This window comes from Shewanella sp. 433, from assembly GCF_059338565.1.
The window spans coordinates 3194444-3219467 of record NZ_CM181703.1; the positions used below are offsets into that span (position 1 = coordinate 3194444).

23 protein-coding genes and 1 other RNA gene are annotated in these 25024 nt (G+C 44.7%); 9 read left to right on the forward strand and 15 right to left on the reverse strand.

What is annotated here, in order from left to right; all coding sequences use genetic code 11:
• Nucleotides 1-143: 143 nt before the first annotated feature.
• Genes ispG through rlmN form a run of 4 tightly spaced genes read right to left on the reverse strand, consistent with a single transcriptional unit; the run spans nt 144 to nt 4181 of the window.
• On the reverse strand, nt 144-1259 hold the full coding sequence (ispG, locus tag AC5YB1_RS14165; protein WP_119977447.1) for a flavodoxin-dependent (E)-4-hydroxy-3-methylbut-2-enyl-diphosphate synthase: 1116 nt from the start codon (nt 1257-1259) through the stop codon (nt 144-146).
• Between the two features lie 19 nt (nt 1260-1278).
• Nucleotides 1279-2238, reverse strand: coding sequence for a RodZ domain-containing protein (locus AC5YB1_RS14170; protein ID WP_494519702.1), 960 nt, complete (start codon nt 2236-2238; stop codon nt 1279-1281).
• On the reverse strand, nt 2238-3023 hold the full coding sequence (gene pilW / locus AC5YB1_RS14175; RefSeq protein ID WP_494519703.1) for a type IV pilus biogenesis/stability protein PilW: 786 nt from the start codon (nt 3021-3023) through the stop codon (nt 2238-2240). The genes AC5YB1_RS14170 and pilW overlap by 1 nt, the downstream gene beginning before the upstream one ends.
• A 36-nt stretch (nt 3024-3059) precedes the next feature.
• Nucleotides 3060-4181 (reverse strand): dual-specificity RNA methyltransferase RlmN, encoded by a 1122-nt coding sequence (gene rlmN / locus AC5YB1_RS14180; RefSeq protein WP_494519704.1) that lies wholly within the window; start codon nt 4179-4181, stop codon nt 3060-3062.
• 146 nt (nt 4182-4327) lie between these two features.
• Here rlmN and AC5YB1_RS14185 point away from each other — a divergent pair, with 146 nt between their 5' ends.
• Both AC5YB1_RS14185 and AC5YB1_RS14190 read left to right on the forward strand, forming a co-directional pair.
• Nucleotides 4328-5443 carry a CNNM domain-containing protein gene (locus AC5YB1_RS14185; protein WP_494519705.1) on the forward strand — a complete coding sequence of 372 codons (1116 nt, stop codon included), beginning with the start codon at nt 4328-4330 and terminating at the stop codon, nt 5441-5443.
• Nucleotides 5444-5572: 129 nt separating this feature from the next.
• The gene (locus AC5YB1_RS14190; RefSeq protein ID WP_494519706.1) at nt 5573-7315 is read left to right on the forward strand and encodes a bifunctional metallophosphatase/5'-nucleotidase; all 1743 of its coding nucleotides are present in this window, start codon (nt 5573-5575) and stop codon (nt 7313-7315) included.
• 12 nt (nt 7316-7327) lie between these two features.
• Here the strand turns inward: AC5YB1_RS14190 and AC5YB1_RS14195 are convergent, their stop codons facing one another.
• The 3 genes from AC5YB1_RS14195 to AC5YB1_RS14205 form a co-directional block, all read right to left on the reverse strand.
• Complete coding sequence (locus AC5YB1_RS14195; RefSeq protein ID WP_494519707.1) at nt 7328-7828, reverse strand: GNAT family N-acetyltransferase; 501 nt, start codon at nt 7826-7828, stop codon at nt 7328-7330.
• 113 nt (nt 7829-7941) lie between these two features.
• The gene (locus AC5YB1_RS14200; RefSeq protein ID WP_475516942.1) at nt 7942-8244 is read right to left on the reverse strand and encodes an NrfJ; all 303 of its coding nucleotides are present in this window, start codon (nt 8242-8244) and stop codon (nt 7942-7944) included.
• Nucleotides 8245-8377: 133 nt separating this feature from the next.
• Nucleotides 8378-8596, reverse strand: a complete 219-nt coding sequence (locus tag AC5YB1_RS14205; RefSeq protein ID WP_494519708.1) for a DUF3820 family protein — start codon at nt 8594-8596, stop codon at nt 8378-8380.
• 514 nt (nt 8597-9110) lie between these two features.
• Between AC5YB1_RS14205 and AC5YB1_RS14210 the strand changes: the two genes are divergently transcribed.
• The 3 genes from AC5YB1_RS14210 to AC5YB1_RS14220 all read left to right on the forward strand — a co-directional run bounded on the left by AC5YB1_RS14210 (nt 9111) and on the right by AC5YB1_RS14220 (nt 11484).
• Entirely contained in the window at nt 9111-9854 is a 744-nt protein-coding gene (locus AC5YB1_RS14210; protein ID WP_494519709.1) for an AAA family ATPase, read from the forward strand.
• Entirely contained in the window at nt 9814-10242 is a 429-nt protein-coding gene (locus tag AC5YB1_RS14215) for a CopG family transcriptional regulator (protein ID WP_494519710.1), read from the forward strand. The genes AC5YB1_RS14210 and AC5YB1_RS14215 overlap by 41 nt, the downstream gene beginning before the upstream one ends.
• Nucleotides 10243-10659: 417 nt before the next feature.
• Complete coding sequence (locus tag AC5YB1_RS14220) at nt 10660-11484, forward strand: M90 family metallopeptidase (protein ID WP_494519711.1); 825 nt, start codon at nt 10660-10662, stop codon at nt 11482-11484.
• Between the two features lie 22 nt (nt 11485-11506).
• Here AC5YB1_RS14220 and AC5YB1_RS14225 read toward each other — a convergent pair whose 3' ends face one another.
• The 6 genes from AC5YB1_RS14225 to AC5YB1_RS14250 form a co-directional block, all read right to left on the reverse strand.
• Nucleotides 11507-12907: an HDOD domain-containing protein gene (locus tag AC5YB1_RS14225; protein WP_494521648.1), complete on the reverse strand. Its 1401-nt coding sequence runs from the start codon at nt 12905-12907 to the stop codon at nt 11507-11509.
• A 468-nt stretch (nt 12908-13375) separates the two neighbouring features.
• Nucleotides 13376-14701, reverse strand: a complete 1326-nt coding sequence (gene aceA, locus AC5YB1_RS14230) for an isocitrate lyase (protein WP_494519712.1) — start codon at nt 14699-14701, stop codon at nt 13376-13378.
• A gap of 128 nt (nt 14702-14829) precedes the next feature.
• Nucleotides 14830-16464 carry a malate synthase A gene (aceB, locus tag AC5YB1_RS14235; protein WP_494519713.1) on the reverse strand — a complete coding sequence of 545 codons (1635 nt, stop codon included), beginning with the start codon at nt 16462-16464 and terminating at the stop codon, nt 14830-14832.
• A 1201-nt stretch (nt 16465-17665) separates the two neighbouring features.
• Nucleotides 17666-19441 carry a GGDEF domain-containing protein gene (locus tag AC5YB1_RS14240; RefSeq protein WP_494519714.1) on the reverse strand — a complete coding sequence of 592 codons (1776 nt, stop codon included), beginning with the start codon at nt 19439-19441 and terminating at the stop codon, nt 17666-17668.
• 1 nt (nt 19442) lies between these two features.
• Entirely contained in the window at nt 19443-19580 is a 138-nt protein-coding gene (locus tag AC5YB1_RS14245) for a hypothetical protein (protein WP_494519715.1), read from the reverse strand.
• Between the two features lie 140 nt (nt 19581-19720).
• Entirely contained in the window at nt 19721-20530 is an 810-nt protein-coding gene (locus tag AC5YB1_RS14250) for an SAM-dependent methyltransferase (protein WP_494519716.1), read from the reverse strand.
• Between the two features lie 410 nt (nt 20531-20940).
• On the opposite strand from AC5YB1_RS14250, the gene AC5YB1_RS14255 reads away from it, so the two are divergent.
• A complete protein-coding gene (locus tag AC5YB1_RS14255; RefSeq protein ID WP_494519717.1) occupies nt 20941-21450 on the forward strand; it encodes an outer membrane protein assembly factor BamE in 510 nt (169 codons plus the stop codon).
• A 120-nt stretch (nt 21451-21570) separates the two neighbouring features.
• Here the strand turns inward: AC5YB1_RS14255 and AC5YB1_RS14260 are convergent, their stop codons facing one another.
• Nucleotides 21571-21903 carry an RnfH family protein gene (locus AC5YB1_RS14260; RefSeq protein ID WP_494519718.1) on the reverse strand — a complete coding sequence of 111 codons (333 nt, stop codon included), beginning with the start codon at nt 21901-21903 and terminating at the stop codon, nt 21571-21573.
• A gap of 24 nt (nt 21904-21927) precedes the next feature.
• Nucleotides 21928-22362, reverse strand: a complete 435-nt coding sequence (locus tag AC5YB1_RS14265; protein ID WP_494519719.1) for a type II toxin-antitoxin system RatA family toxin — start codon at nt 22360-22362, stop codon at nt 21928-21930.
• Between the two features lie 202 nt (nt 22363-22564).
• Here AC5YB1_RS14265 and smpB point away from each other — a divergent pair, with 202 nt between their 5' ends.
• The 3 genes from smpB to AC5YB1_RS14280 all read left to right on the forward strand — a co-directional run bounded on the left by smpB (nt 22565) and on the right by AC5YB1_RS14280 (nt 24885).
• Nucleotides 22565-23059, forward strand: coding sequence for an SsrA-binding protein SmpB (gene smpB, locus AC5YB1_RS14270; RefSeq protein WP_494519720.1), 495 nt, complete (start codon nt 22565-22567; stop codon nt 23057-23059).
• 116 nt (nt 23060-23175) lie between these two features.
• Nucleotides 23176-23531, forward strand: a transfer-messenger RNA (tmRNA) gene (gene ssrA, locus AC5YB1_RS14275).
• Between the two features lie 166 nt (nt 23532-23697).
• Nucleotides 23698-24885 (forward strand): integrase domain-containing protein, encoded by a 1188-nt coding sequence (locus AC5YB1_RS14280; RefSeq protein WP_494519721.1) that lies wholly within the window; start codon nt 23698-23700, stop codon nt 24883-24885.
• The last annotated feature ends 139 nt before the right edge of the window (nt 24886-25024 follow it).

Genomic DNA, 25024 nt, shown 5'->3' on the forward strand with positions numbered 1-25024 from the left:
CTCGTCCGAAATTAGCTGTAAAAATAAAAAAGCGCCTCGCATTATAGGCGCATCATACATAAACGCAAAACTGGCGACCAGCGCCAGTGAGCTAGGCCACAGTGACGAACATTGCCGTGACTATGACACCATAAAAATTAGGATTATTTGCTGATATCACTCGCTGGAATACGTGCATTAACCGCCGCCACTTTAGCGCGAATTTTTGCTTCAAGCTGATCGACAATATGTTCATTATCGAAACGCTCTTTTTGACGCACACCATCGGCATAATAGCCACTCTTACGATGACCGCCTGTCAGACCGATATCAGACACCAGCGCCTCACCGGGTCCATTGACCACACACCCAATGATAGATACATCCATTGGGGTAACCACATCTTCGAGGCGTTGCTCGAGTGCATTAACCGTGGCAATCACATCGAACTCTTGGCGAGAACAGGATGGGCAGGCGATAAAGTTAATCCCGCGAGAACGAATACGCAGTGACTTTAAAATATCAAAGCCAACTTTAATCTCTTCAACAGGATCTGCTGCTAGTGAAATACGCAGGGTATCACCTATGCCTTCAGCCAGTAACATGCCTAAACCAACGGCAGACTTTACCGAGCCCGCGCGGGCACCACCGGCTTCGGTAATGCCAAGGTGCAGTGGTTGTTTAATCTGCTTAGCCAGTAAACGGTAAGACTCGACGGCTAGAAACACATCGGACGCCTTAACGCTGACCTTAAACTGATCAAAATTCAGACGATCGAGAATATCCACATGCCGCATGGCTGACTCAAGCAGCGCCTCTGGTGTGGGCTCTTTGTACTTGTCCATTAAATCTTTCTCTAATGAACCGCCATTCACACCGATGCGAATAGGAATATTCTTGTCTCTAGCACATTCAACCACGCTACGAATACGCTCTTCATTACCAATGTTACCTGGGTTAATACGCAAGCAGTCAACGCCGTATTCGGCCACTTTAAGAGCGATACGATAATCAAAATGAATGTCGGCGATAAGCGGGATATTGGTCTGCTGTTTAATCAGCTTGAAGGCTTCGGCTGCATCCATAGTCGGCACAGAAACACGTACCAGATCGGCGCCGACTTTTTCTAGGGCACGAATTTGAGCCACTGTTGCATCAACATCGGTAGTGCGAGTATTGGTCATCGACTGCACAGCAATAGGTGCGCCATCACCGATAGGAACATCGCCCACATAAATACGTGTCGATGGGCGTCTAATGATTGGGGACTCGTTGTACATCTTAATTTACTCTTCTACTTCAAAGATTGGCTGAGCTGGTTAATGTCAATCTGGCCACACGCCCCTTGGGGTACTGAGCTAAATCGACATTTTCGCCATTGAGACTTAATGTCAGCGATTGCGGTGCCCCTAATATAACCTTAAAAGGCTCCTGCCCAAAGACATTCAGTTGGCTGCCCGCCTTCTTTAAGCCATTGACTAAGATTTGGCCTTTGGCGTCAGTGACCTTAATCCAGCAATCATCGCTTAAGCTCATCGCTACAGCCGAAGTCGATTGGCTCACTTGGCGATTAGAGCTGCTCTCTTGTTGGCTCTCGCCATGAGTGGCTGTGCCACTAGTAGTTTGGCTGGGTGCTTCAGCATCAACCATAGTCTCTGTATCTGCTTCACTCACTACACGTCCATCATCTGGGGTGATTGCAGTGTCTGCAGGCGCATTAGCGCTTGGCACTAATGGCTCAAGCGGCGTGCTAGCAGAGGGGGCAGATGTATCGAGCGAAATATCAGCCACTTCTTCTGCCGTCAGCGGCGACAAATCCACAGCCGTCATATCTGACTTTTGAACCCACCAGACCACCAGTAACGCCAATAAGGCAAAGATAATAAAGTAAGTGACCATCATCAGACGACCGTCTCGGGCCTGACGGGTGGTTTTGCGTGAAAAGCTCTGCATCGTTGGAGCATTAATCACAGGGAAATAATGCGCTAAGCCAGCGTCAAGCGCTGGCTTATCTAGGCCAACGATACGGGCATAGTTTTTTATGTAACCCTTGGCATAAGTTACTGAAGCGATATTATCAAAATTGTCGGCTTCAATATCACTGACAATCGTGGGCCGCAGGTGCAGTAAATCGGCTACGTGTGCCACACTTAAACCCTGCTTCTCTCGCGCCTGTTTTAATAGTTCGCCAAGCTTTGGGGCTGGATGGAGGGTTTTATCGTCATCGCCGTTAAGCATATCGATTTTATCATCAGTCATTAGTACATACTTTCTCGATACTGCTTAGCCTCATCGGAGGTAGGAAATTTAGCCAATAATAAAATACCAAATTTCTTCACCGCTTCCGTATTGTTGAGGCCTTGCTCTATTTTAATTCCCAACGCTAAACTTTGAGCAGACTCTGACACAACTCGATGATAACGAGCTAAGCCCTCTTTAGCCTCTTGATAGCGACCGAGCTCAAGATCTATCTCGCTCAGTTCTAATAATGAAGTTGCACGGCGAGGATCGTAATTAAGCGCCATGCCAAAGTAGCGTTGTGCTTTTTGTAAGTCACCCGACTCACGGCTACAGATACCTAAATTTTCATAGCTGGCCGCTGAGCGAGTGTATTTGGGCATTTTGACCGCTTTAAGGAACATTTGTTCAGCTTGGTCATATTTTTTCTGCTGACATAAGAATACCCCGAAGTTATTCATCGAGTCGCCCGTTGCATCACTCGCATTAATCGCTTTGCGATAGGCTTTTTCAGTCAGCTCAATTTCACCAACCGACTGATAATAGTAGGCTAGCGCTACGTGGACATCTTCGAGATTTGGAGCGAATTCTAATGCTTTATCAAGATTATACTTGGCTTGTTCGCTGTTGCCCTTTTGTAGATAGGTCAATCCCAGCTGAACTCGCTGGCGCGCAGCTGAAACATTATCAAAGGTGCGCTCAGTAACGGGCACGTCGGTGCCGCTGTAGGTTCGTTCGGTCACACAACCTGACATCATTAAGGATGTCAGGCTAATCAATAACACCATTTTTGGCTTTTTGAGCATGATTCGCAAGCCTATACTATTAGCAGATACAATAAGTTAGTTTATTGTGACTGAAATCTGACTATCTTGCATGCGTTTTTTCGCTAAACGTTTAGTTCTGTCTCGAATATCACCGGCTAACTGCCCACAAGCTGCGTCAATATCATCGCCGCGAGTCTTACGCACAATAACAGTCAAGCCATATTCCATCAACACCTTAGAGAATCGATCGATACGTGAGTTTGACGAGCGGCCATAAGGCGAACCGGGATACGGATTAAATGGGATCAAATTGATTTTACACGGAGTGTCCTTCATCAATTTGGCCAATTCATGGGCTTGCTCAGTGCTGTCATTAATGTGATCAAGCATCACATACTCAACCGTCACTCGGCCACGGTTGGCGTTTGATTTAGCTAAATAACGACGAATGGCCGCTAAAAAGTCTTCCAAAGGATACTTTTTATTGACAGGAACCAGCACATCACGCAGCTCATCGTTAGGCGCATGAATACTGACCGCAAGTGCCACATCTAAATTGTCGCCAAGAATATCTAATGCAGGCACCACACCAGAGGTAGATACCGTAACGCGGCGCTTCGATAAACTAAAGCCAAAATCATCAAGCATAATATCGATAGCTGGCATGACGTTTTTCAGGTTAAGCAACGGCTCGCCCATTCCCATCATCACTACGTTAGAGATAGGTCGATCGCCCGTTTCTTTTTGAAAACCAAGAAAATGCGATACACGCCACACTTGACCAACAATTTCTGACACCGTTAGGTTACGGTTAAACCCTTGCTGCGCGGTTGAGCAGAAGGTACATTCAAGCGCACAACCCACTTGTGATGATACACATAAGGTTGCACGGTCTTCTTCAGGAATATAAACCGTTTCAACTTCTTGGCCGTTACCTACGTTGATGGCAAACTTAATCGTGCCGTCAGCAGATTTTTGGTAGCTAGAGATCTCAGGTGCAACAATGACACAGCGCTCGGCAAGCTTGCCACGCAACACCTTATTGATGTTGGTCATCTCTTCGAAATCACTTACGCCAAAATGATAAATCCACTTCATCAATTGATCGGCACGAAACGGCTTTTCGCCCATCTCGGAAAACAGTGCTCTTAACCCTTTACGGTCAAGATCCAATAAATTGATCTTTTTCTCACTCATTTTGACTAACCTCAACACCAAATACCTGCCACAGGGCGGCGAATTATACAGACACCAACAAATTTTAGCCAGCAACGAAATAGACTATGATATTATTGCCGCTGAGCTAATATTGGCTTGTTACTCGGAGTTTTTTTACCCCTACTATGATAACCCTTATTGTGATTATCTTGGTCGCTATTGGAGTCTCGTTTCTCTGTAGCGTATTTGAAGCAGTACTTTTATCTGTTACCCCTAGCTACATTGCTAATTTAAAAGAAACTAACCCTGCTGCGGCTGAGCGTTTACGCCAGCAAAAGGCCAACGTGGAATCGCCACTGGTGTCGATCCTCACGCTTAACACCATAGCACACACTGTGGGTGCGGCAGTGGCGGGCGCGCAAGCGGCAAAAGTTTTTGGCGATGAGATGTTAGGTATATTTTCTGGTGTACTGACTTTCTTAATTCTGTTCTTTTCAGAAATTATTCCGAAAACATTAGGTGCAAACTATTGGCGCCGATTGGCACCAACGGTATCGCTATCACTCGTCTGGATGGAGCGCCTCACCAAGCCATTAATCTGGATGTCACAACAGGTCACTCAGTTATTGGGGAAAGGTGATGACGGTGCTTACATCCGCCAAGAGCTCAGTGCCATGGCCAAAATCGGTCATGAGTCAGGCGAACTTGACGAGCAAGAGTCCAAAATTTTAACCCAGATGTTATCGGTTAAAGAGATGCCTGTTACTGCGATCATGACGCCCAGAACGGTGATGTTCAGCTTAGATGGCCATATGACCCAACAAGACTTTGCAAAAAGGCATCAAAAAAGTCCGTTCACTCGCATCCCAATATACGAAGATGATCGTGATAACATCATAGGTTACATCAACCGTAACGCGATATTGCTGTCGGAACGTAACACGCCCGACGCCCCTATTTCGGCGCTTAAGCGTAACTTGCTGATCGTCCCTGAAACAGCAAAAATATTGCCATTATTTGAATTGATGATTAAGCGAAGCACTAAAATTGCTATGGTTGTCGACGAATACGGCAGTAACCAAGGTTTGGTGACTTTAGAAGACATTATCGAGTCGCTACTGGGGCTTGAAATCGTTGACAGCAATGACCCTGTCACTGATATGCAGCAACTGGCTCGTAAGTTATGGAAACGTCGAATGACCCATAAAGGCATCCGTATATCAGATGAAGGAGCCTTCGATGATGATGCCAGTAACGACCATATTGGCGACGATAAACAACAAGATATTGTCATCAAATAAGCGTAACCGACATCAATAGGTATAATGCCAAGTCGTTACGTCACACGGTATTATTAAAGGGAAGCTTCGGCTTCCCTTTTTCATTTTAGCCTGGTGCGTTATAATCCGCCTCTGAAACAAGAGGCCTACATGACAATAAGATATACCCTAAAGCTTGCGCACATTAACGACACTCATTCACATTTCGATCCTTCGCGGGTGCAATTTTTACTTACTGAGCAACAAAAGCAGTATGAAGTGTATAGCCACAGTGGCGGCTATGCGCGCATTGGCTATCACATAGATAGTGCACGCAAGCAGGCACACGCCTCACAGCAATCCTTCTTATTTCTCCATGGCGGCGACAGTTTTCAGGGCACCCTTTATTTTAATCAATTTAAAGGTGTGGCCAATGCGGACCTATTAAGGCGACTGAGCCCAGATGCTATGGTGCTGGGCAACCATGAAATTGATGCGGGCAATGGTCCTGTAAAAGATTTTCTCGACGCTATCGACTTCCCACTATTGGCTGGCAACATGGATTTAAGCCAAGAAGAGGCCAATAAAGAGGCACCGCTGAGAAATCATCCACGCCTATTTGACTATATCCATCAAGAGAAGATTGCCAAAACCTTACTTAAACCCCTTGGCGACACTCAAATGGCGATCATGGGCATCACTCTAGATCAAATGAAGGTAATCGCACGTCCCGACGATGACACCTTGTTTGCTAACGCTATCGACACCACGCGTAACACGGTTAATGCATTACATCGCCAAGGAATAAATCACATCATTGTGCTGAGCCATTTAGGCTGGGACATGGATAAACAACTGGCGGCGGCAGTTGATGGCATTAGCCTTATCGTCGGTGGTCACTCGCATACCCTGCAAGGTGACTTTGCCAAGCTAGGCATTAACGCCCTGCCCTATGGTGAGCGCGTCAATAACACGCCTATTTTACATGCCGGCAAATACGCCGAAACGCTGGGGCTGTGTGATATCGAATTTAATGCCCAAGGTGAAGTTATCGCCCTTAGTGGCAGTAACTATTTTATGCTCGATAAACACCTACTGATCGAATCAGAAGAGCAAGTCAGTCCCGAGGTTTATCAGCAGCTGTGGCAGCAACTCGATACCCATCCTCATGTATTGTGGGATGAGCAAAACGATGAGATCCACAAGGTGATTGTGCAACAATATCGCCCAGCGATCACCGCGCTCGAACATCAAGTGCTGGGTTTTATTCCTCGCAACTTAGTTCACACCCGCTTACCCAGTAAAGCGCTGCCCCACGGCAGTGAGATCGCCCCTTGGGTATGTAAAAGTATTTATCATGAAACCAAGCGTCTGCATACTGAACTCGACTTTGCGCTGCACAACGCGGGCGGCGTACGCCAGTCACTAAATAAAGGGCCGGTGACGATGGCCGATGTATTAGGCCGCTTGTTGCCCTTCGCTCTACCGCTGGTGCAGTACCGCATTCAAGGGCGGTTTTTGTTCCAAACGATTGAGTCAGCAATTAACTCGGCAACCAATAACAGTATTTCTGGCACCGGGGCCGGTAGTTTTCCGTACACTTACGGTTTGCGCTATTGCTATGATGGCCGCCGTGCCATTGGACAGCGGATCCTCAAACTCGAAGTGTTAAGGATCCAGCATGAGCAGAAGCTATGGTATCCAGTGAACATTGATGACTATTATTATGGCGTATCATCCACTTATACGGCCTCGGGCAAAGAGGGCTACCATCCTCTGCTTGAGGCGCAGTGGCAACAGCCTTTAGATGAATTAACCCTGCCTAATGCGTTTATTCGCTTTATGGAGCGTGAGCAAGGGTTGAACGGACTATTAACACCGCAAATCGAATATACCAGCCACTTGTGGCCTTAGCTTAATACAGGATCACGACAGCGTTTTTGACAGATAGAAGGCTTGGAACACTTGGCCACACTTCTCTTGATAACGCTTGTGGTGCAAGTTAAAGCCTTGGGACATAAATAGGCCGTGTGACACTCTTGAGGCATCGACACTCAAACGGTTAACGCCCGTTTGCAGCGCCCACTGTTCAACGGCTTGGTACAATGCCCTTGCGATTCCCCTACCTTGATATTCTGGCAGCACATATAAGCTGTCGATATAACCGCGGCTATAATAATGGGTTTCGACATTAATAAACCCAACACAAAGCCATTGCTCACCAACACATTGCTCAGTATCAACCATTAACCAGGCTGCCGATCGCGTTAAGCGTTTATGCCAATGGTAGGTCGATCTCGGCGCCGCGGACCAAGCTTGTTTTTGCGCCGCGCTGTAATGACACTCCGCAATCTGTTGCACCGCATTATGGTAAAGTCGACTGACTTGTAAGGCATACCCCGCCTGATAAGGGATCACACTGTACATGGATGATTAAGGTAGGCTTAAAGTGAGGCTAGTTTGCATTAAATTGAGGCAAAAAAATAGCACCGATAGTTCGCATATCGGCGCTATTTAAGAGGAGAAGTCGCGCGATGGGATTACTTTTTGTCGATACGACCAACAAACAGTAATTCATCAAAGGTGCGATTCAGTGTTTTGCTGGTGAAATCATTCATCCACATCTGCTCTTGCACCACAACCACATCACCTTTGGTTAATTCGACCTGAGGGCCTGCTGCCCAAAAAGTTTTATCGGCTTGCTTAATCTGTACATAGGTGTAACCACCGGCATTCATGGTGTCGACGACTTTACCTTCATGTACGATACCTGCAGCCCATGCGCTAGAGATACCCAGAGCCAAAGTTGCCACGGCAACTAAGCGTACTAATTTAGCTATCATCATATTTCCTTATCTAATTTAAGATCACCTCAGCATTAAAGCATGGCTTAAGTGATAAATCTTTAGGCAATACAGTGAAATTGCCTAACAATACTAAAGTTTTAGAGCAAGCTCTCATTCCCCAATATTAGCTTTACTGTTTGGGAACTAATAACGGAGCTAACATTCCCTCTAACCCATTGAGTTTGATCTCATACATCAATGCCAACTGCTGGCCTAACTTACCTTCAGGAAAGCCTTTGCTGTGAAACCACACTAGATAGGGTTCGGGCAATTCAAGTAGTTTACGTCCAGCATACTTACCAAACGGCATGGTTTGATTGATTGCCTCAAGCAATAGCTTGTCATCCATTAATTGATACTCTCTGGTCTAATCGTGCATAACAACCATTGGAACATAAAGCGCATTATCTGCCTAGCGACAGATAATGCGTCATCCCCCGCTCATATTTTACCCACAATAGATATATTAAATTGGAATTAAAAATTCAAAAACAAAACAATATTGCATAACAATCAAGGCAATTGCACATCTAGCTGACATGCTTAGTTTGGCTTACTAACACTATTTCAACACCATAACAATGTAACGCACTGTTAATAAACACTTTATTTTAAAACGACTCTATAACATCATCGGTGCCAACTTTTTGCCACTTGCTCATTAAGGTCAATATTATGACAGATGTCATTAGGTAAAAAAGCGTCAAAATTCATACAGTTGACGAATATAGTATAAGTCCCTAAATTGTTTAACAGCATCAGTTTTACGAGTTGAACACCTCAGGTAAACCACCATAGTGTGAGCAATTCGCAAGCGGGATAAATGAATAGTATCGGCAGTCAGTGCGGTCGAGAGGAATAAGATGATCATTTTAATTGGCGGTGAAAAAGGTGGCAGCGGCAAGAGCTGTCTAGCCCAAAATATAGCAGTATTTCTTACAGTGGAATGTGGCGCCTCAGTTATTATGGTTGACTGCGATCCCCAGCGCACCACTTCAGACTGGATCCAAGCGCGAAATAATAACAGTGGTTTAGCCGGCATTAATTGCGTGCAACTGTACGGCAAAATTCGCAACGACCTACTCAGCCTCGAACAACACTATGATTATGTTCTCGTCGATTGTGGCGGGCAAGATAACTTAGCGCTGCGCGCTAGCATGTCAGTGGCCTCGCATGTATTGATGCCTCTCAGACCGAAACGCCGCGACCTTAAAACAGTAAGCCATATGGATGATATCGTCGCCACCTGTATGATGATTAACCCCAATATGCGCGCTTCATTTGTGATCACTCAATGCCCGAGCTTGCCTAATCAGGCTAACCGCATTATCGAAGCCAAAGAGGTTTGCAAAACTTACGACATTAACGTACTCGATGCGATCACTTACAGCCGTAATATTTATGATGACAGTGAGGAATCAGGGCTTTCTGTAATGGAAACCCAGCCTAAGGGCAAAGCCGCTGACGAGATCCGCAGTATTGCTTGTGAAATGTTGCAAGCTGCTAGCGCAACCGAAATACGTAATCGTCTCGCCGAAAAACAGATGGATAAGCTAAGAGGTAACTATGGGACTGGCCGATCTCAAGAAAAACTCTACGCCGTGTGAACAAGGCGATCGTCAACGACGTGCCAAACAGGTTTCGTTAGATGCATTGATTAATGACTTTATTAATGATGCTAATCATTACGCCAGCGGACGCCCCGAGCAAGCCCGCACCATGGCGCAGGTGATTGAACTCGAAACAGGCTTTAACGGCTTGCCGGTGCAAGCCATAAAGCCCGCAAGTGCTAACCAGCCGGAACGTATTAGAGGGGCGGCGCCCTATCGAAAAGCGACCTTTACCTTGAGTGAGTCCGCTATCGCCCATTTGGCAGAATTAGCCAATGGTTGTGATATGGCTAAATCTAAATTAATTCGCTTTTTGATTGAGCATCATTACTCACTCAGTGCCATTGAGCGTCGACAAAAAGAGCTATCGATTAACGTCGATTGACCTAAACTGTCAGGCTAATACTGATTACAGTCGCTGCCATTTAACACTTAAAATCCAGTATTGAGTGCTTATTGTTCTGGGCATGCCAATATCGTCACTGGCAATATTGGCATAACGCTCCATGCTTCTACAAGATCATCAACAATCAACCATTCGATTTCTTCCAACCTTTTCTGGCAGTGAACTTTCCCAAATAGTTAATCCACACTGCCAGCTTTTTTTGTCTATGCATTGCCCCATGTTGCTTGCCATTAACACGCCATTAATGCCTATTAAGCAAGAGCTGCCCAAAGCACAATTTACACCATGACGGGGTGGTGGCGACAAGTACGCGTCACGTATTAATACAATTCACATCTCCCCTTGAAAATCGCCATTACGCCCAAATATTAGTTATATTGAATTAAGGAGATTGAAATGCTGGCGATTTTCCTCATCGTGCTGCTAAGCGGTATGGCCATTGGCTACATTTCATTCAAGCCAGCGTATGTCAGATTTAAACGACACCAAATTAACACCCAAGCCTTTCCTAGCCATTGGCGTGCAATTCTCAAACGGCGTATGCCCTACTTTCGGGCTTTGCCGAGTGACTTACAGTTACAACTTAAACAACACATCAAGATTTTTATTGCAGAAAAACAATTTGTTGGCTGCCAAGGTATCGTTATTGACGACGAGATCAAGGTCACCATTGCAGCGCAAGCCTGCTTGTTATTGCTCAATCGACCAACTGATTATTTTCCCAAACTAAAACAAATATTGGTCTATCCAGATCTCTTTGTCGTTAACAACTCACAGCGTAATAGCGACGGCGTTGTATGGGATAGGCAAAATATATTATCAGGAGAATCTTGGGAGTTTGGTAAGGTGATTCTGTCATGGGATACCACAAAAGACGATGCCGCTTCACCAGATAATGGCCATAACGTGGTGATCCATGAATTCGCCCACCAGCTAGACCAAGAGGATGGTCACGCCAACGGTGCACCTATTTTAGCCTCCCCCCAAGATTACACCTCTTGGTCTGAGGTAATGCGGACAGAATATGAAACCTTGCAGTATCAAGCAGAACATCGACTGCCCTCGCTGTTTCACTATTACGGCGCGACTAACCCCGCCGAGTTTTTTGCGGTGGCAACCGAAACTTTTTTTGAGCAGCCACAACAATTTCATCAACAACACCCAGCGCTATATCAGCAGATGAGTCACTTTTTTAATCTCGACCCCGTCAACTGGCATTAGTTGGGGCTCAGTCTTAATAACGTTAACGACCTAATGACATCGACAAACACACGTTAGTGAGTTGGGTAAAGTGGGTAAAACGCTCAAAGTCATCTTGAATAATTGGCCTATCCGAGCTGTGCCGATCCGCATACAAAATACCAATCACTTTATTGTCGATGATCACTGGAGCCAACATAAACCCCGTAGCCGAGGTATGCTCAATTAACTCGCTCGTGGTAGGTAAACGCCACTTATCCGCATAAGGATTATCGATAAACAGCGGCAATTTACTATCAATACAGTCAGAAAAGACACTTTTACGCGGCTGCAGCTCAATAAGTAAGTCATGCTTCATCGACTCGGCGTTATCCCCCAACACGATACGCGGTTGCAAACGCTTACGATTAGGCGATAGCAACATGACGCTACACCGGTCAAGCCCGATCCCCATTAGCATCCCCTCTAAAGTAATGCCAATGACCTCATTAAAGTGAGCGCGACTGATGGCGCAATCGGTTAATTGCCGTAGTTTACTCATTTGGATTGAGATATTGGGCTGTCGCACCTCATGCGCTGCACTTCCTTGCGCCATCGGTAGCGCTAATACTTTGGCGCTAGGTAAATAATCCACTAACACTTTGGCGCCATAACTGTCGGCTAGTTTTTGGGTGGCATCACTACATCTGCGCATCTGGCCTTTAAATTCATCGACATCAATAGCCAACATATCGGCAGCCTGCTTAATGCGTTTATTCAGCAGCGCAATATCGATAGGATTAGCCTGCATCTGTTCACTGATCTTATTGGCTAAAAAAATCGCCCTAATCTCTGGCATGCGATCATCGGGTTGAGATAAAGACTTAACTAATACATCACCTAAACCCCAACTTCTTGCTATGCCTATCGACAATTGATTAAATGAAGTACCTAGATGCTCGCGCACCCGCGCGCCTTGCAATGCTGGCGCAACGCCTAATAAATCGGCGTCGAGTCGCTCGGTGATCTCCCCTCCCATACTCCAAAAGGCGCTTTCACCTAAGTGATAGAGCAACGCGGCAACAAACACCTCCTCCTGTAACTCTTCATCGTGTTCACTCAACATCATTTTAGCCAGCATCGCAGCTTGAAAGGCACGCGCCATTAAACGCAACAGACGTTGGTATACCGGTTCAGATAATCCCTTGTTATCTAATAGGCTACTGAGTAATTTCGCGGTGATACAGATATTACGAATAGTATCGAAACCTAACACCACAGCTGCGCGGCTAATCGTGGTGACATGGGAGATCCCCTTATTATATATCGCACTGTTCGCCACCCGTAATATGCGCGAAGTTAACGCATTATCGTGCATCACACTGCGACCTAAAATGGCTAAGGAGGAGGTATCATCTTTGGCTAATGTCTCTAACGATTTAACCATGGATGACAGCGCTGGCATCTCTTGCTCACTGATCCGCTTGATCCAATAATCGGTGCCTTTACCAGGATTAACTGCCTTCAATGGTTACTCGACTCTAATGGGGGAAAGAATGTCATCGCGTCATAAGCCGACGAAAAGTCGTAAGTAAGTATAGACACAAAAAATCGCAACATAACAGCTACATATCCACGCGGGGGTGAATACTTTTGCATCACATCACAATTTCGCCTTTCGCTTTATCCCGCGGGCTGTGGATAATAGCAAGCATGATAAACCTTATAGCGTAGCCATACCCCCTAGTATAAGGTTAACAAGCCAACATCATTGGTGAGAATTAAGGACATAAAAAAGGCGACTCAAGGTAGGCCGCCAAAACACGCTAAACTAACTATCCAAATTGGATGGTAATAAAAACCCCCGCACTGCACGTAGGACACAGTGCGAGGAACAACCGCTGTAAACTACAGCAAGTCGAAAAGGTTACTCTTAAAACTGATCTTCTTCGGTAGAGCCCGTTAGAGCCGTGACTGAAGATTGACCGCCTTGAATAACATTGGTCACTTTATCGAAATAACCAGTACCCACTTCTTGCTGGTGCGCCACGAAGGTATAACCTTTCTTCGCCGCGGCAAATTCCACTTCTTGTACTTTTTCAACATAGTGCTTCATGCCTTCGCCACGAGCGTAGTCATAAGCAAGATCAAACATGTTGTACCACATGTTATGAATACCGGCTAAGGTGATGAACTGGTACTTATAGCCCATGTCAGACAAGGCTTGTTGAAAACGTGCGATAGTGGCGTCATCCAAGTTTTTCTTCCAGTTAAATGACGGTGAGCAGTTATAAGCAAGCAACTGATCTGGGTATTGCGCATGGATTGCTTCAGCAAAACGACGTGCTTCTTCTAGATCGGGCTTAGCGGTTTCACACCAGATAAGATCGGCATAAGGTGCATAAGCCAGACCACGCGAAATCGCTTGCTCGATACCCGCATTCACGCGGTAGAAACCTTCAGATGTACGCTCACCAGTAACGAAATCAGCATCGTATGGGTCGCAATCAGAGGTCAGCAGATCTGCCGCATTAGCGTCGGTACGTGCAATAACCAGCGTTTCAACGCCGCTTACATCGGCCGCAAGACGTGCAGAAACCAGTTTCTGTACCGCTTCTTGAGTTGGTACTAGTACTTTACCGCCCATGTGGCCACATTTCTTCACTGACGCTAGCTGGTCTTCAAAGTGAACGCCGGCCGCACCCGCATCAATCATATTTTTCATCAGCTCGTAAGCATTCAACACACCACCGAAGCCGGCTTCAGCATCGGCAACGATCGGTAGGAAGTAGTCAGTATAACCTTCATCTTCAGGGTTAATTTCGTTGCTCCACTGAATTTGGTCAGCACGACGGAACGAGTTATTGATACGTTGTACTACTGCTGGTACTGAGTTAGCGGGGTATAACGACTGATCAGGGTACATGGTGCCCGCAAGGTTGGCATCGGCCGCAACCTGCCAACCTGAAAGGTAAATGGCTTCGATACCGGCTTTAGCTTGTTGTACAGCCTGACCACCAGTTAAAGCACCTAACGAGTTAACATAGCCTTTTTTCGCGCCGCCATTAACCAATTCCCATAGCTTGGCAGCACCGCGAGTTGCAAGGGTATTTTCTGGCACAATCGATCCGCGTAAGGCGACTACTTCTTCCGCTGTGTAAGGACGACGAACGCCTGCCCAGCGAGGATTTTCAGCCCAGTCCTTTTTTATCGCATCAATTTGCTCTTGACGTGAAATCTGTGTAGTTGCCTTAGTCATAATCATCTCCATTTGTATGTTAGGATTCAGTGCCAATCAATACTGCTTAATTCCAAAGGCGCTAAATATTGCGATTTGGGGTAAACCATTTACCCCATTTATTCAAATTAAATTAGTAAGTTAAATCATTAAAGCTCGTCAGCCTGGGTTAAAATTTCATAGCCTGGTAGTGTTAAGAAGTCGACCAACTCATCTGAAGTGGTGATATCCTCTAACAGTACAGCTGCTTGAGTGTAGCTGCCGCGAGTAAACCTATCGGGCCCGACTTCAAGCTTAACGTTGGCTAATTCCTCTACGAGCATCTCTTTGAATAACTCCTTCGTCACTAGTTTGCCGTTGGACAACTTCTGCTTATGTTGGATCCACTGCCAAATAGAGGTTCGAGAGATCTCAGCAGTGGCCGCATCTTCCATCAAGCCGTAAATCGGCACACAACCGTTACCGTTGATCCAAGCTTCGATATATTGCAGGGCAATGCGGATATTGAGGCGCATACCGGCTTCGGTTCGCTCACCGTCACAGGGTAATAGCAGATCTCGGGCTAAAATCGGGGCATCCACATCACGAGTAATATGCAACTGGTTGACATGATCTTCACCAATATATTCGTTAAAAATACCCATCGCCGTATCGGCAAGGCCAGGATGCGCAACCCAAGTACCGTCGTGACCGTTACGCGCTTCAAGCTCTTTATCACCACGCACTTTGGTCAATACCGCTTCATTTTGCGCCGGATCTTTAGCGGGAATAAATGCCGCCATTCCGCCCATGGCTAAGGCACCACGCTTATGACATGTTTTAATTAAGAGTCGAGAATAAGCACTCAAAAATGGCTTATCCATGGTGACGGCTTGTCTGTCAGGCAATACACGATCAGGATGGTTTTTAAGGGTTTTAATGTAGCTAAAGATATAATCCCAACGACCACAGTTAAGCGCGACGATGTTTGAGCGCAGCTCATAAAGGATCTCTTCCATTTCGAACACTGCAGGCAGAGTTTCAATCAAACAAGTACATTTGATGGTGCCCGGTGTTAAACAAAAACGTTCTTCGACAAAGGCAAATACCTTAGCCCACCAACGCGCTTCAACATGGCTTTCAAGCTTAGGAATGTAAAAATAGGGGCCACTGCCCTTTGCCAATAGTTGATGGTAGTTATGATAAAAATAGAGACAAAAATCGAAAAGCGAACCAGGAATAGGCTTACCGTTAAACTCGACATGCTTTTCAATAAGGTGAAGACCTCGTACGCGGCACACCAGCACTGCAGGATCGTCTTTTAAGGCATAACGCTTACCCGTTTCTGGAGCGGTAAATTCAATCTCTCCGCGCACCGCATCACGTAAATTGATTTGTCCGTCAATCACCTTAGACCAACTGGGTGCTAGCGAATCTTCAAAATCGGCCATAAACACTTTAACGTTAGCATTCAGGGCATTGATAATCATTTTGCGATCAACCGGGCCGGTTATCTCAACGCGGCGGTCGGTTAAATCGTCAGGAATACCACGGATTTGCCAGTCGCCGTCTCTAATAGCGCGAGTTTCAGGCAAAAAGTCAGGTAAACTGCCACCATCAATCACCGCTTGCTTAGCTTTACGTGCAGCCAACAAGCTAGGCACCTCATCGGCAAATTGACGACATAACACTTCGAGTAAACTTAACGCACCTTCATTAAGTATCGTATCTTGTCCTTCGACACTTTCACCCGTAATGCGAATGGATGTGTCCGTGTGGTCTTTATTTAATACTGGTTCAGTCATCCTAATATCTCCCGAGTGCATAGCATCTTATGTAAGCTCTAGTTTCATTTGGTTATATCTGTTGTCAGTCATATTGGCAGCTTTTGTTAAACTAAGGTGCACAACAATGGTGCACAACAATTAACATCGTTCGTCCACTAACATGGCAATCTTGTAAATGTGTGCGAGTGTTACAAATGGACTACACATGTACCTTTTGAACAAAACCTACTAACAAAAGGTTGTATTTGCAACAGTCACCTTGAGCAGAAAATGAATCACAAAGCACCTTTCATTGGCCAGAAAATTGGTATGACCAAGCCAAAAACCACAGGCAAGATATTAATTTAAAACGTAATAATTAAATACCTCAGCTATATTGGATAGCAAAAACTTAAGTTGTCTGACAATTTGACCACCCCCCCCAAGCTGTAATTAACAACGTTAATTAATTACACCGCGTAACACTAAGATTACACATGATGTGCACGCCGCCACCTTAACTTTCTGTTAACCCTGTTTTGATTAACGTTAAAGGTAATTAGCAAAAACCGATACAGATCAGATGGATGACTGTAAAATTAATCAACAACAAATAAAACACCCGTTTCATTATTACGTTTACGTAAAGGTTATCGCATCACGAAATAGCGCGAGTTAACATTACTGCAACGTTTGTCGATCAACATCACAAAAAACATTGGTTAATCGGTATTTATTTTTAAATTTATCTATATTCCATGCTCTGTTAAGCACTTATCATTTCGAGTTATTTGAAGCAGACTTACCTAGCAGGCTAATGGAATAACATAGGATGACGTGTCGATAAGCAAGACATCTTCATGACGAAAGCTCTAATGCGGTTAAATTTATGCTACTAACCTTCCCCCTTAGTCACCAATACAGAAGTTAACTTGCAGTTGTATGAATATCTATTACTAGCCTCTACAGCGACAAAGCTTTTAAGATTCAATACCTAAAACTGTAAACTCCTTTTAAGCTTAGTGCTGCTGACTTGCTGCACAACACACCATAAATAAAAAAGTAGAGTACGGCTCTCCACATCGAGTCGAGAGAGCGATAACGAATAAACAGTAAGGTCGACAATAGACTGAAAGCGGAATCGATATGATTACACCACGAGGGTCTGCGAGAGATTAATAAGCTCAATGGGACTGAGAAAGGAGATCTGTGAATTAATACAACTATGTAGGAATAAAGCTTATGAGGCCGCTTGAGTAATATCAGCCACCATGGACATGGTATCTTGATACTCAACCACTGCATTACGGCCTTGTGACTTAGCTTGATACATAGCGATATCAGCGCGCTTCATCATAGGATCAAGACTTAAATCAGTCTCTATATTGGTCGTCACACCAAAACTGGCAGTGATCACTAACTCTCGGGAATGAGGCTTGGTATTGATAGACTCAATTGCCGCACGGCACTGCTCTGCAAAGTGGATTGCGACCTCTGCATTATAGTCGGGCAAAAATAGCGCGAACTCCTCCCCGCCCATACGTACAAACAGATCGCGGTTTTTCAGTAGCGGGCGAACAACTTCAACAACATTTTTTAATGCCCAATCGCCAGTACTATGACCAAGGGTGTCATTAATCGCTTTAAAATTGTCGAGATCAAACATCACCACACTAAACATTCCTTGACGGGCGATAACATCAATAAACAGATCTTCAGCCAAATCTTGCCCGGTACCGCGGTTAAATATCCCCGTTAACGGATCAAGTTCAGAGACACGTTTGTATTTACGTTTTTGCACAAACATGGTTGTGCCAAAAATAATAAAAAACACCGAACATCCTAGTGCAACTAACAGCGCCATGCTTTCTTTATATCGTTGCAACTCAATCACTTTTTGCTGCGCGGTATACAAGGCCCTATCTTGATTGAGCATCTTAATTTCACGTGTTTTTTCAACGTTATCAAACCTAGCTAATTGGTAGGCGTAAGCCTTAGCTTTAGTTTCGTTATGTAATGTTTCGCTGATATCTTGATAGCGATTCAAATAACCATACGCTAACTCAAACTCACCTCTTTGTTGCGATAAGGCGGCCAACACTTTGTAAGCGTCTTTTTGATATTGAAGGTTAATGCCATCGTTAGGCGCCGCAATCACAAGATCAGCATAATATTGAGCTTGCTGCGACAGGCCTAAATCATGATAGGCGACCGCCAATAATGAATGAATATGGTTAATCTCAACTTGATACTGAAAGGGTTTATAGGCTTGTAGCGCCTGATCTAAAAAGCGAATGCTGGACTCGATATTTCCCCGCTTAAGTTCAACATCGCCTAAGCCCTTGATAGACATTGCTTCAATCATAATAAAATTATTATCACGACAATAATTCATGCTGTCATTGAACTGCGCATAAGCACTATCAAGCTGCTCTTTTTTCAACTTAGCCACCGCTATATATAACAAGCCGTAACAGTGGTTTTTGGGATCTTGACGGTTATTAAGACGTAACGCCTGATTCGCGTAGGTTTCTATCTCTTCCCACGCCTCCATTTCAAGGAACAATGCTGCAAGGCGCAAATAAGAACTGACTTTTAACTGTACATCATTTAATGACTCAATCCGGCTAAGGTTGGTCTCCATAACATCAAGCGCTTGTGAAAAAGCATTTAAACCAATAAATGCGGTGGCCTTGTACAGATAAATCGACGTCAGCATGGTGTCGGAGGGAAATAACGCTTCCGCTTGATTTAGCATCGAAAGCGCGCGGTGATAATCGGATTGATAAATATGGTAAACACTATTCAATACCCAAAAACGGGCTTGTTGCTGTGATGAAAGCTCAGCGAATTGGGGCTCAATCTGCTGCTGTATCTTTTCAAAATCGGCGGGCCTTGACGCAACGGCAGTTTCAAGTGCATCAAGTGAGGTATCAATATTTTGTAGATCGTCGGCGACCACGGCCTGCGACAAGACCATGGTTAGCACAACAAGAAATACGCTATAACGTTTCAATTTATTTTTTATCTTTAGGTGCATACACTATTTGATATACCACGCTTTGCTTACTAGGCCCAATGAGGCGATCGATTCTTGCTTTGTCGCCTGACATAATGGCGTCTATCGCTTCATCATCTAATCCATTGGCTCTCATCACTCCTTTGGGATCACGCTGATAAGCCTCTAGCAACGCAGCGTCAGATCATAACCTTTCAAAAAAATCATTGATTGTTGCCATCTATTACTCTCCATTTTTATTATTTAATTCAACATATTCCGTTAGTTTTTCCCATATCAGCCTAAGTCTGCGGCAGTAATACCCAATTTAGCCAATACCGCATGATTCACCCTTAACGCTTGCGCGGGGGGGATAAGCAAGGTCGTTATAGGGCTTAATGCTGCGCTGGGTAAATCTTGTAATCTTAAATACTCCTTACGGGCGACTTGTATCGGTAAATTAGGGGCTTCGTATAACACCACTTCATGGTCAAGCGGATACCACTGGTTTAGCTGCTCTACCAATATTTGCAGTCTCTCGGCACTGGTATGAAATTGAGTCATTGTATGCTCACCAGCAATACCTATTTGCCAAAGCAGCAAATACGCCGCCGGATCGGGAGTATGGCAATAAAACATAAATTGACTCGCCTCAAAGCTCTGGTGGCCTGAGTCACCAGGGTCAATCCCCATATCAGCCCATAAACATGCCTCTGCCGAAATACCCGGCTCCATCTTTGCGCTAAACCCTAGTTGTTGAACACTAGCAATAGCCATATGTGATACAGACGCAAACACACCAGGATGGCCATAAAGCGCGCACACTACCTTTTTATTGGCACACACTTCATCAATAATGGCATCAACCATTTGTTGGTAACTATCACGACGATTTTTAACTTCATCGCCTTGAGCATAAAAACATTGTAAGGAACGCACATCATCATTAAGCGACTCAAGCCAATATTGTGCAAAATGATCTGGCACTAGCGAAAAAACCACATCGGCCTGCTCAATATAACTCTTACTTATCAAGCTGATCTGCCCAGCCAAATTTAGCCCTGTACCCACACACACTAAACTACCGACACCACAATTAGGCTTCATAGCTATTTCAATTCCATCATGACATTAATCATCGGCCTTTCAGTTCAGACAAATAACGAACTCTACTCGCTCGAGTTATATGCAGCATACGCCTACTAGACGCAACCACAAAAGCTACACACTTAATTTACCACATTCCTTAACAATGCAAACATAAGATAACAAATCGATTAAATCAAAACGTCAACATGATGCCTGTTTTAGATAGAGACTCCTTCGTAATGATGAAACTTATCCGCTTTATGCCTGTCAGACCCAACATTCAACTCTGGCTATTACGATAGAGCATTTTCTAACAACAGCTTGTTTTATCTGCATGCGTCTTATCTGATTAATAACGATAGCGCTTGTCAGCAAGGTAATAGCTTGGGTATTATGACTGGCAGATTTTTAGGGAAGTAGCGCATTCAATGACAATAAAAAAACATAGCATTACTCTAATCGGTGTCGCCGCATTGTCACTTTCACTCAGTGCATGTAGTGTCTTCGATTGGTTGGTTTATAAACCTGATGTGCCTCAAGGCAACTATATGGAAACCCAGCAGGTCGAAAAACTCCGTATCGAAATGACCAAAGAGCAAGTTGAGTATATTTTGGGTCGCCCCGTACTGCGCGATAGTTTCGCAGACGACACTTGGTACTATGTCTACCATTACAAAAGTGGCCGTGACGCCAGCATCATTCATAAAGAATTAGTGCTGCATTTTGAACAAGATAAACTGACTAAAGTGGTTGGAGACTATGAATTATCGTCAGAGTTTACGACGCCACTAGAGCAAAGCTCTCTACCAGAAATAAGATCTTTAGTCAGCGAACAAGGTGACTTGGTACCACTCAACCCTGAGCAACGACCAGACACTAAACCATTAGTTGAAGAGCAAAAAACACAAGAACTGAATAAACAGCAAGAATTTGAATAACACAGTTATGCTCGTTTAACTAAGTTCATTTAGCAATGAGTGACGCTTACTTTAATAAAAAAGGTTCTTATCGCATCAGCGTAAGAACCTTTTTTATTGCCTTCCACCAAACGAATTTGGCTATCTTACCCGACCACCAGTAATTTTATTGGCGCGGCCCTCATCTTTAGCTTTTTCAGCACGCTTACGGCGCACATCTTTAGGGTCGGCAATTAACGGACGATAAATCTCCACCCGCTGCCCAGGCTCTAGCACCTCATCATGCTTAACAGCACGACTAAAAATCCCCAGCTTTACATTTTCAAGATCTATCTCAGGAAAAAAACGGCACATATCACTTTGTTTAACCGCTTCAATACACGTAGTGCCAGGAGCGACCGTTACCGTAATACGCTTCTGTTGTGTCGGCAGTGCATAGATCACTTCAACCGCAAAATTCTCTTGTTCTATCATCGCGACTCAACTTCCTTCAGTAAACTAAGATTGATAAACGACTTTTGCTCGGCTAGTAAAAGCCGTGACCATAGATGACATGAGTTCTTTAAACACCTTGCCAAATGCCATATCAACCATGGGATTAGAAAACTCAAAATTGAGCTCAAAATCGACTTTACAGGCATCTTCAGTTAATGCCGTAAACACCCAGCAGCCGTTTAAATGTTTAAATGGACCGTTTTCTAACGCTAACTCAATGCGTTCACCGGGGATGACCTGATTTCGAGTAGTAAAGGTTTTACTGATCCCCGCCTTAGAAACATCGACCGAGGCAACCATGGTCTGACCGTCAAATTCAAGGACTTTGCCACCAACGCAGCCAGGTAGAAACTCTTTGTAAGACTCAACATCATTTACTAGCTCATACATCTGCATCGCACTAAAGCGCACTAATACACTGCGGGAAATCTTGGCCATATACTTGCTTTACCTAACACCATTGGGCTGACAAATAAAAATCTGACGGCGATTTTAACACGACCAGCCATAAGGGTCACCTATACGACACCACCCAAGGGCGAACAAAAAAACATCACCAAATGAACTAAACCCAACAAAAAACAGAAATAATGTGTTCAGCCAATTCCAAATTAAATTGCCGTGCGTATAATAGCGGTCTATGGCTAAGAAAAACGCAAAAAACTCAAAAAACCCATCAGCGACGATTGCACGCAATAAGCGCGCGACTTTCGATTACAAATTTGAAGAAAAATTTGAAGCTGGTTTGTCCTTAATGGGCTGGGAAGTAAAGTCGATTCGAGTCGGTAAAGTAAACCTATCCGAGAGCTACGTGTTCTTGCGTAATGGTGAAGCTTATCTGTTCGGATGCACTATTTCTCCACTTAATACAGCATCAACCCATGTTGTATGCGACCCTATGCGCGACAGAAAGCTGCTGCTTAATCGCAAAGAGTTGGACAAACTACAGGGATTAGTCGACCGTCAAGGTTATTCCATTGTGCCTATCTCTATGTACTGGCGCAAAGGCGCCTGGGTAAAAATTGAGATTGGCCTAGGTAAAGGTAAGAGAGAACACGATAAGCGCGATGATACTAAAGAGCGCGAGTGGAAGATTGAAAAATCTCGTACGATGAAAAAAGCCGTTCAACAGTAATCCAAGATAATCTACTGTTTAAATAGGTAAAAACGTACAGATAAACAACAATCGATTGTAAGCGCTGGATTAATCCTTGGTAATAGAGGCATTCACGGTTACAATCAAATTGTACTGGGGGCGATTCTGGATTCGACAAGATTCACGAAACCCTAGGAGCATGCCGAGGGGCGGTTGGCCTCGTAAAAAGCCGCACAGTTATAGTTGCAAACGACGATAACTACGCTCTAGCAGCTTAGGCTAGCTAGCCATCTTGCTCACGTTTCTCAAATGGGCAGAGTAATAAGATGGTCACCTTTACATTTGATAGCGAGGGAACCACGTTCAGGGGTGAACCGCGAAACAGTACTGAACTCGCCAATTGCAATCCTGTCTTTCGGAGTGTACTTGGTTAACCAAAAGAGAGACTAAGCATGTAGCGCCGAGGATGTAGGCTTTTTGGACGCGGGTTCGAGCCCCGCCGCCTCCACCAACACAAGGAATAAAGACGTCTCAGGACGTCTTTTTTTCTGCCTGCAAAACAATAAAATCAATGACTTAGCGTCCATTTACGTCTATTGCCATTTCATAGCAGCTTGAGTTTTGGTTAACACCTAATGTAACATCGGAGCCAATTCACGATTTGGGTGTTACAAATAATGGCCAATACTACCAAGCCTCTTACTGCTACTGCTGTTGCAAACGCAAAACCTAAGGAAAAAGAGTACAACCTCTCAGATGGCAGAGGACTATCACTTAGGATCAAAAGCAGTGGTTCAAAATTTTGGCTGCTTAATTACTCACGCCCTGTCACCAAAAAAAGAGCAAACCTAGGTTTAGGCACTTACCCAGATGTGCCACTAGCAGAAGCAAGGAAGCGCAGAGAAGCTGCCCGAGAGTTACTTGCTCAAGGTATCGATCCACAACACCACCAGCAGCAACAAAAAGCTGCTGTAAAAACCGATGCAGAAAACACCCTAAGATCGGTAACTGACGCTTGGTTTGAAATTAAAAAGCAAAAGGTCTCTGAAAATCACGGCCAAAAGCTGTATCGTCGCCTTGAGCTTTACCTCTTCCCAGCCCTAGGTGAAACACCGGTCAGTGCCTTAACCGCCCCACAAGTCATTCAAGTGCTCAAGCCTGCTGAAGCTAAAGGCAATGTAGAAACCTGCAAGCGCGTGATCAGCTGGTTAAATGAAGTGATGACCTTCGCAGTAAATACTGGCCTTATCCACTCGAACCCGCTTATTGGCATTGCAGCAGCTTTTGGCATCCCAAAGAAACGGCAAATGCCCACAATTAAACCTGCTGAACTTCCTGAGTTTATGGAATCGCTGTCCTACGCGAGTATCAAACTAACCACTCGCTGCTTGATAGAGCTTCAATTACATACCATGACCCGTCCAGCGGAAGCTGCTATGGCTAAGTGGGCTGAAATCGATTTTGAAAAGCAAGTATGGGTTATTCCTGCAGAGCGCATGAAGATGAAGCGCGAACATATCATCCCACTCACACCACAGGTCATATCGCTACTAAATCGCATGCATGAAATCAGTGGTGACTTGGAATACATATTCCCTGCAGATAGAAACAAAAATAACCACACCAACACCGAAACGGCCAATATGGCTATTAAGCGTATGGGCTACAAAGGCCGTCTGGTGGCACATGGCCTGCGTGCATTAGCCAGCACTACACTAAACGAACAAGGCTTTGATGCTGAGCTTATTGAGGTATCACTGGCTCACGTGGATAAGAACACTGTAAGAGCGGCCTATAACCGCGCCGACTACATTGAGCGGCGCAGAGAGCTAATGTGCTGGTGGAGTGTGCATATCTGCCAGTAAGGATAAGTGGTAAGTCCCATAATCCTCATAATATGTCATAACAACTGACTAAACCTTAATATCGCTACATAGTCATCTAATCAGGAATTTCTTTTATACTTAGATAACGGCATGGGTGTCATGGGTTATATGGGAACTT

Bases quoted from the DNA above. Each gene is read 5' to 3' on its own strand.
- AC5YB1_RS14250 (WP_494519716.1), bottom strand. From the start codon at position 20,530: ATGAAGCCTAATTGTGGTGTCGGTAGTTTAGTGTGTGTGGGTACAGGG.
- AC5YB1_RS14215 (WP_494519710.1), top strand. From the start codon at position 9,814: ATGGGACTGGCCGATCTCAAGAAAAACTCTACGCCGTGTGAACAAGGC.
- AC5YB1_RS14185 (WP_494519705.1), top strand. From the start codon at position 4,328: ATGATAACCCTTATTGTGATTATCTTGGTCGCTATTGGAGTCTCGTTT.
- AC5YB1_RS14265 (WP_494519719.1), bottom strand. From the start codon at position 22,362: ATGGCCAAGATTTCCCGCAGTGTATTAGTGCGCTTTAGTGCGATGCAG.
- AC5YB1_RS14260 (WP_494519718.1), bottom strand. From the start codon at position 21,903: ATGATAGAACAAGAGAATTTTGCGGTTGAAGTGATCTATGCACTGCCG.
- rlmN (WP_494519704.1), bottom strand. From the start codon at position 4,181: ATGAGTGAGAAAAAGATCAATTTATTGGATCTTGACCGTAAAGGGTTA.
- AC5YB1_RS14195 (WP_494519707.1), bottom strand. From the start codon at position 7,828: ATGTACAGTGTGATCCCTTATCAGGCGGGGTATGCCTTACAAGTCAGT.
- ispG (WP_119977447.1), bottom strand. From the start codon at position 1,259: ATGTACAACGAGTCCCCAATCATTAGACGCCCATCGACACGTATTTAT.
- smpB (WP_494519720.1), top strand. From the start codon at position 22,565: ATGGCTAAGAAAAACGCAAAAAACTCAAAAAACCCATCAGCGACGATT.
- AC5YB1_RS14205 (WP_494519708.1), bottom strand. From the start codon at position 8,596: ATGGATGACAAGCTATTGCTTGAGGCAATCAATCAAACCATGCCGTTT.
- aceB (WP_494519713.1), bottom strand. From the start codon at position 16,464: ATGACTGAACCAGTATTAAATAAAGACCACACGGACACATCCATTCGC.
- AC5YB1_RS14220 (WP_494519711.1), top strand. From the start codon at position 10,660: ATGCTGGCGATTTTCCTCATCGTGCTGCTAAGCGGTATGGCCATTGGC.
- AC5YB1_RS14190 (WP_494519706.1), top strand. From the start codon at position 5,573: ATGACAATAAGATATACCCTAAAGCTTGCGCACATTAACGACACTCAT.
- AC5YB1_RS14245 (WP_494519715.1), bottom strand. From the start codon at position 19,580: ATGAGAGCCAATGGATTAGATGATGAAGCGATAGACGCCATTATGTCA.
- AC5YB1_RS14210 (WP_494519709.1), top strand. From the start codon at position 9,111: ATGATCATTTTAATTGGCGGTGAAAAAGGTGGCAGCGGCAAGAGCTGT.
- pilW (WP_494519703.1), bottom strand. From the start codon at position 3,023: ATGCTCAAAAAGCCAAAAATGGTGTTATTGATTAGCCTGACATCCTTA.
- AC5YB1_RS14280 (WP_494519721.1), top strand. From the start codon at position 23,698: ATGGCCAATACTACCAAGCCTCTTACTGCTACTGCTGTTGCAAACGCA.
- aceA (WP_494519712.1), bottom strand. From the start codon at position 14,701: ATGACTAAGGCAACTACACAGATTTCACGTCAAGAGCAAATTGATGCG.
- AC5YB1_RS14200 (WP_475516942.1), bottom strand. From the start codon at position 8,244: ATGATAGCTAAATTAGTACGCTTAGTTGCCGTGGCAACTTTGGCTCTG.
- AC5YB1_RS14225 (WP_494521648.1), bottom strand. From the start codon at position 12,907: ATGCCAGCGCTGTCATCCATGGTTAAATCGTTAGAGACATTAGCCAAA.
- AC5YB1_RS14170 (WP_494519702.1), bottom strand. From the start codon at position 2,238: ATGACTGATGATAAAATCGATATGCTTAACGGCGATGACGATAAAACC.
- AC5YB1_RS14255 (WP_494519717.1), top strand. From the start codon at position 20,941: ATGACAATAAAAAAACATAGCATTACTCTAATCGGTGTCGCCGCATTG.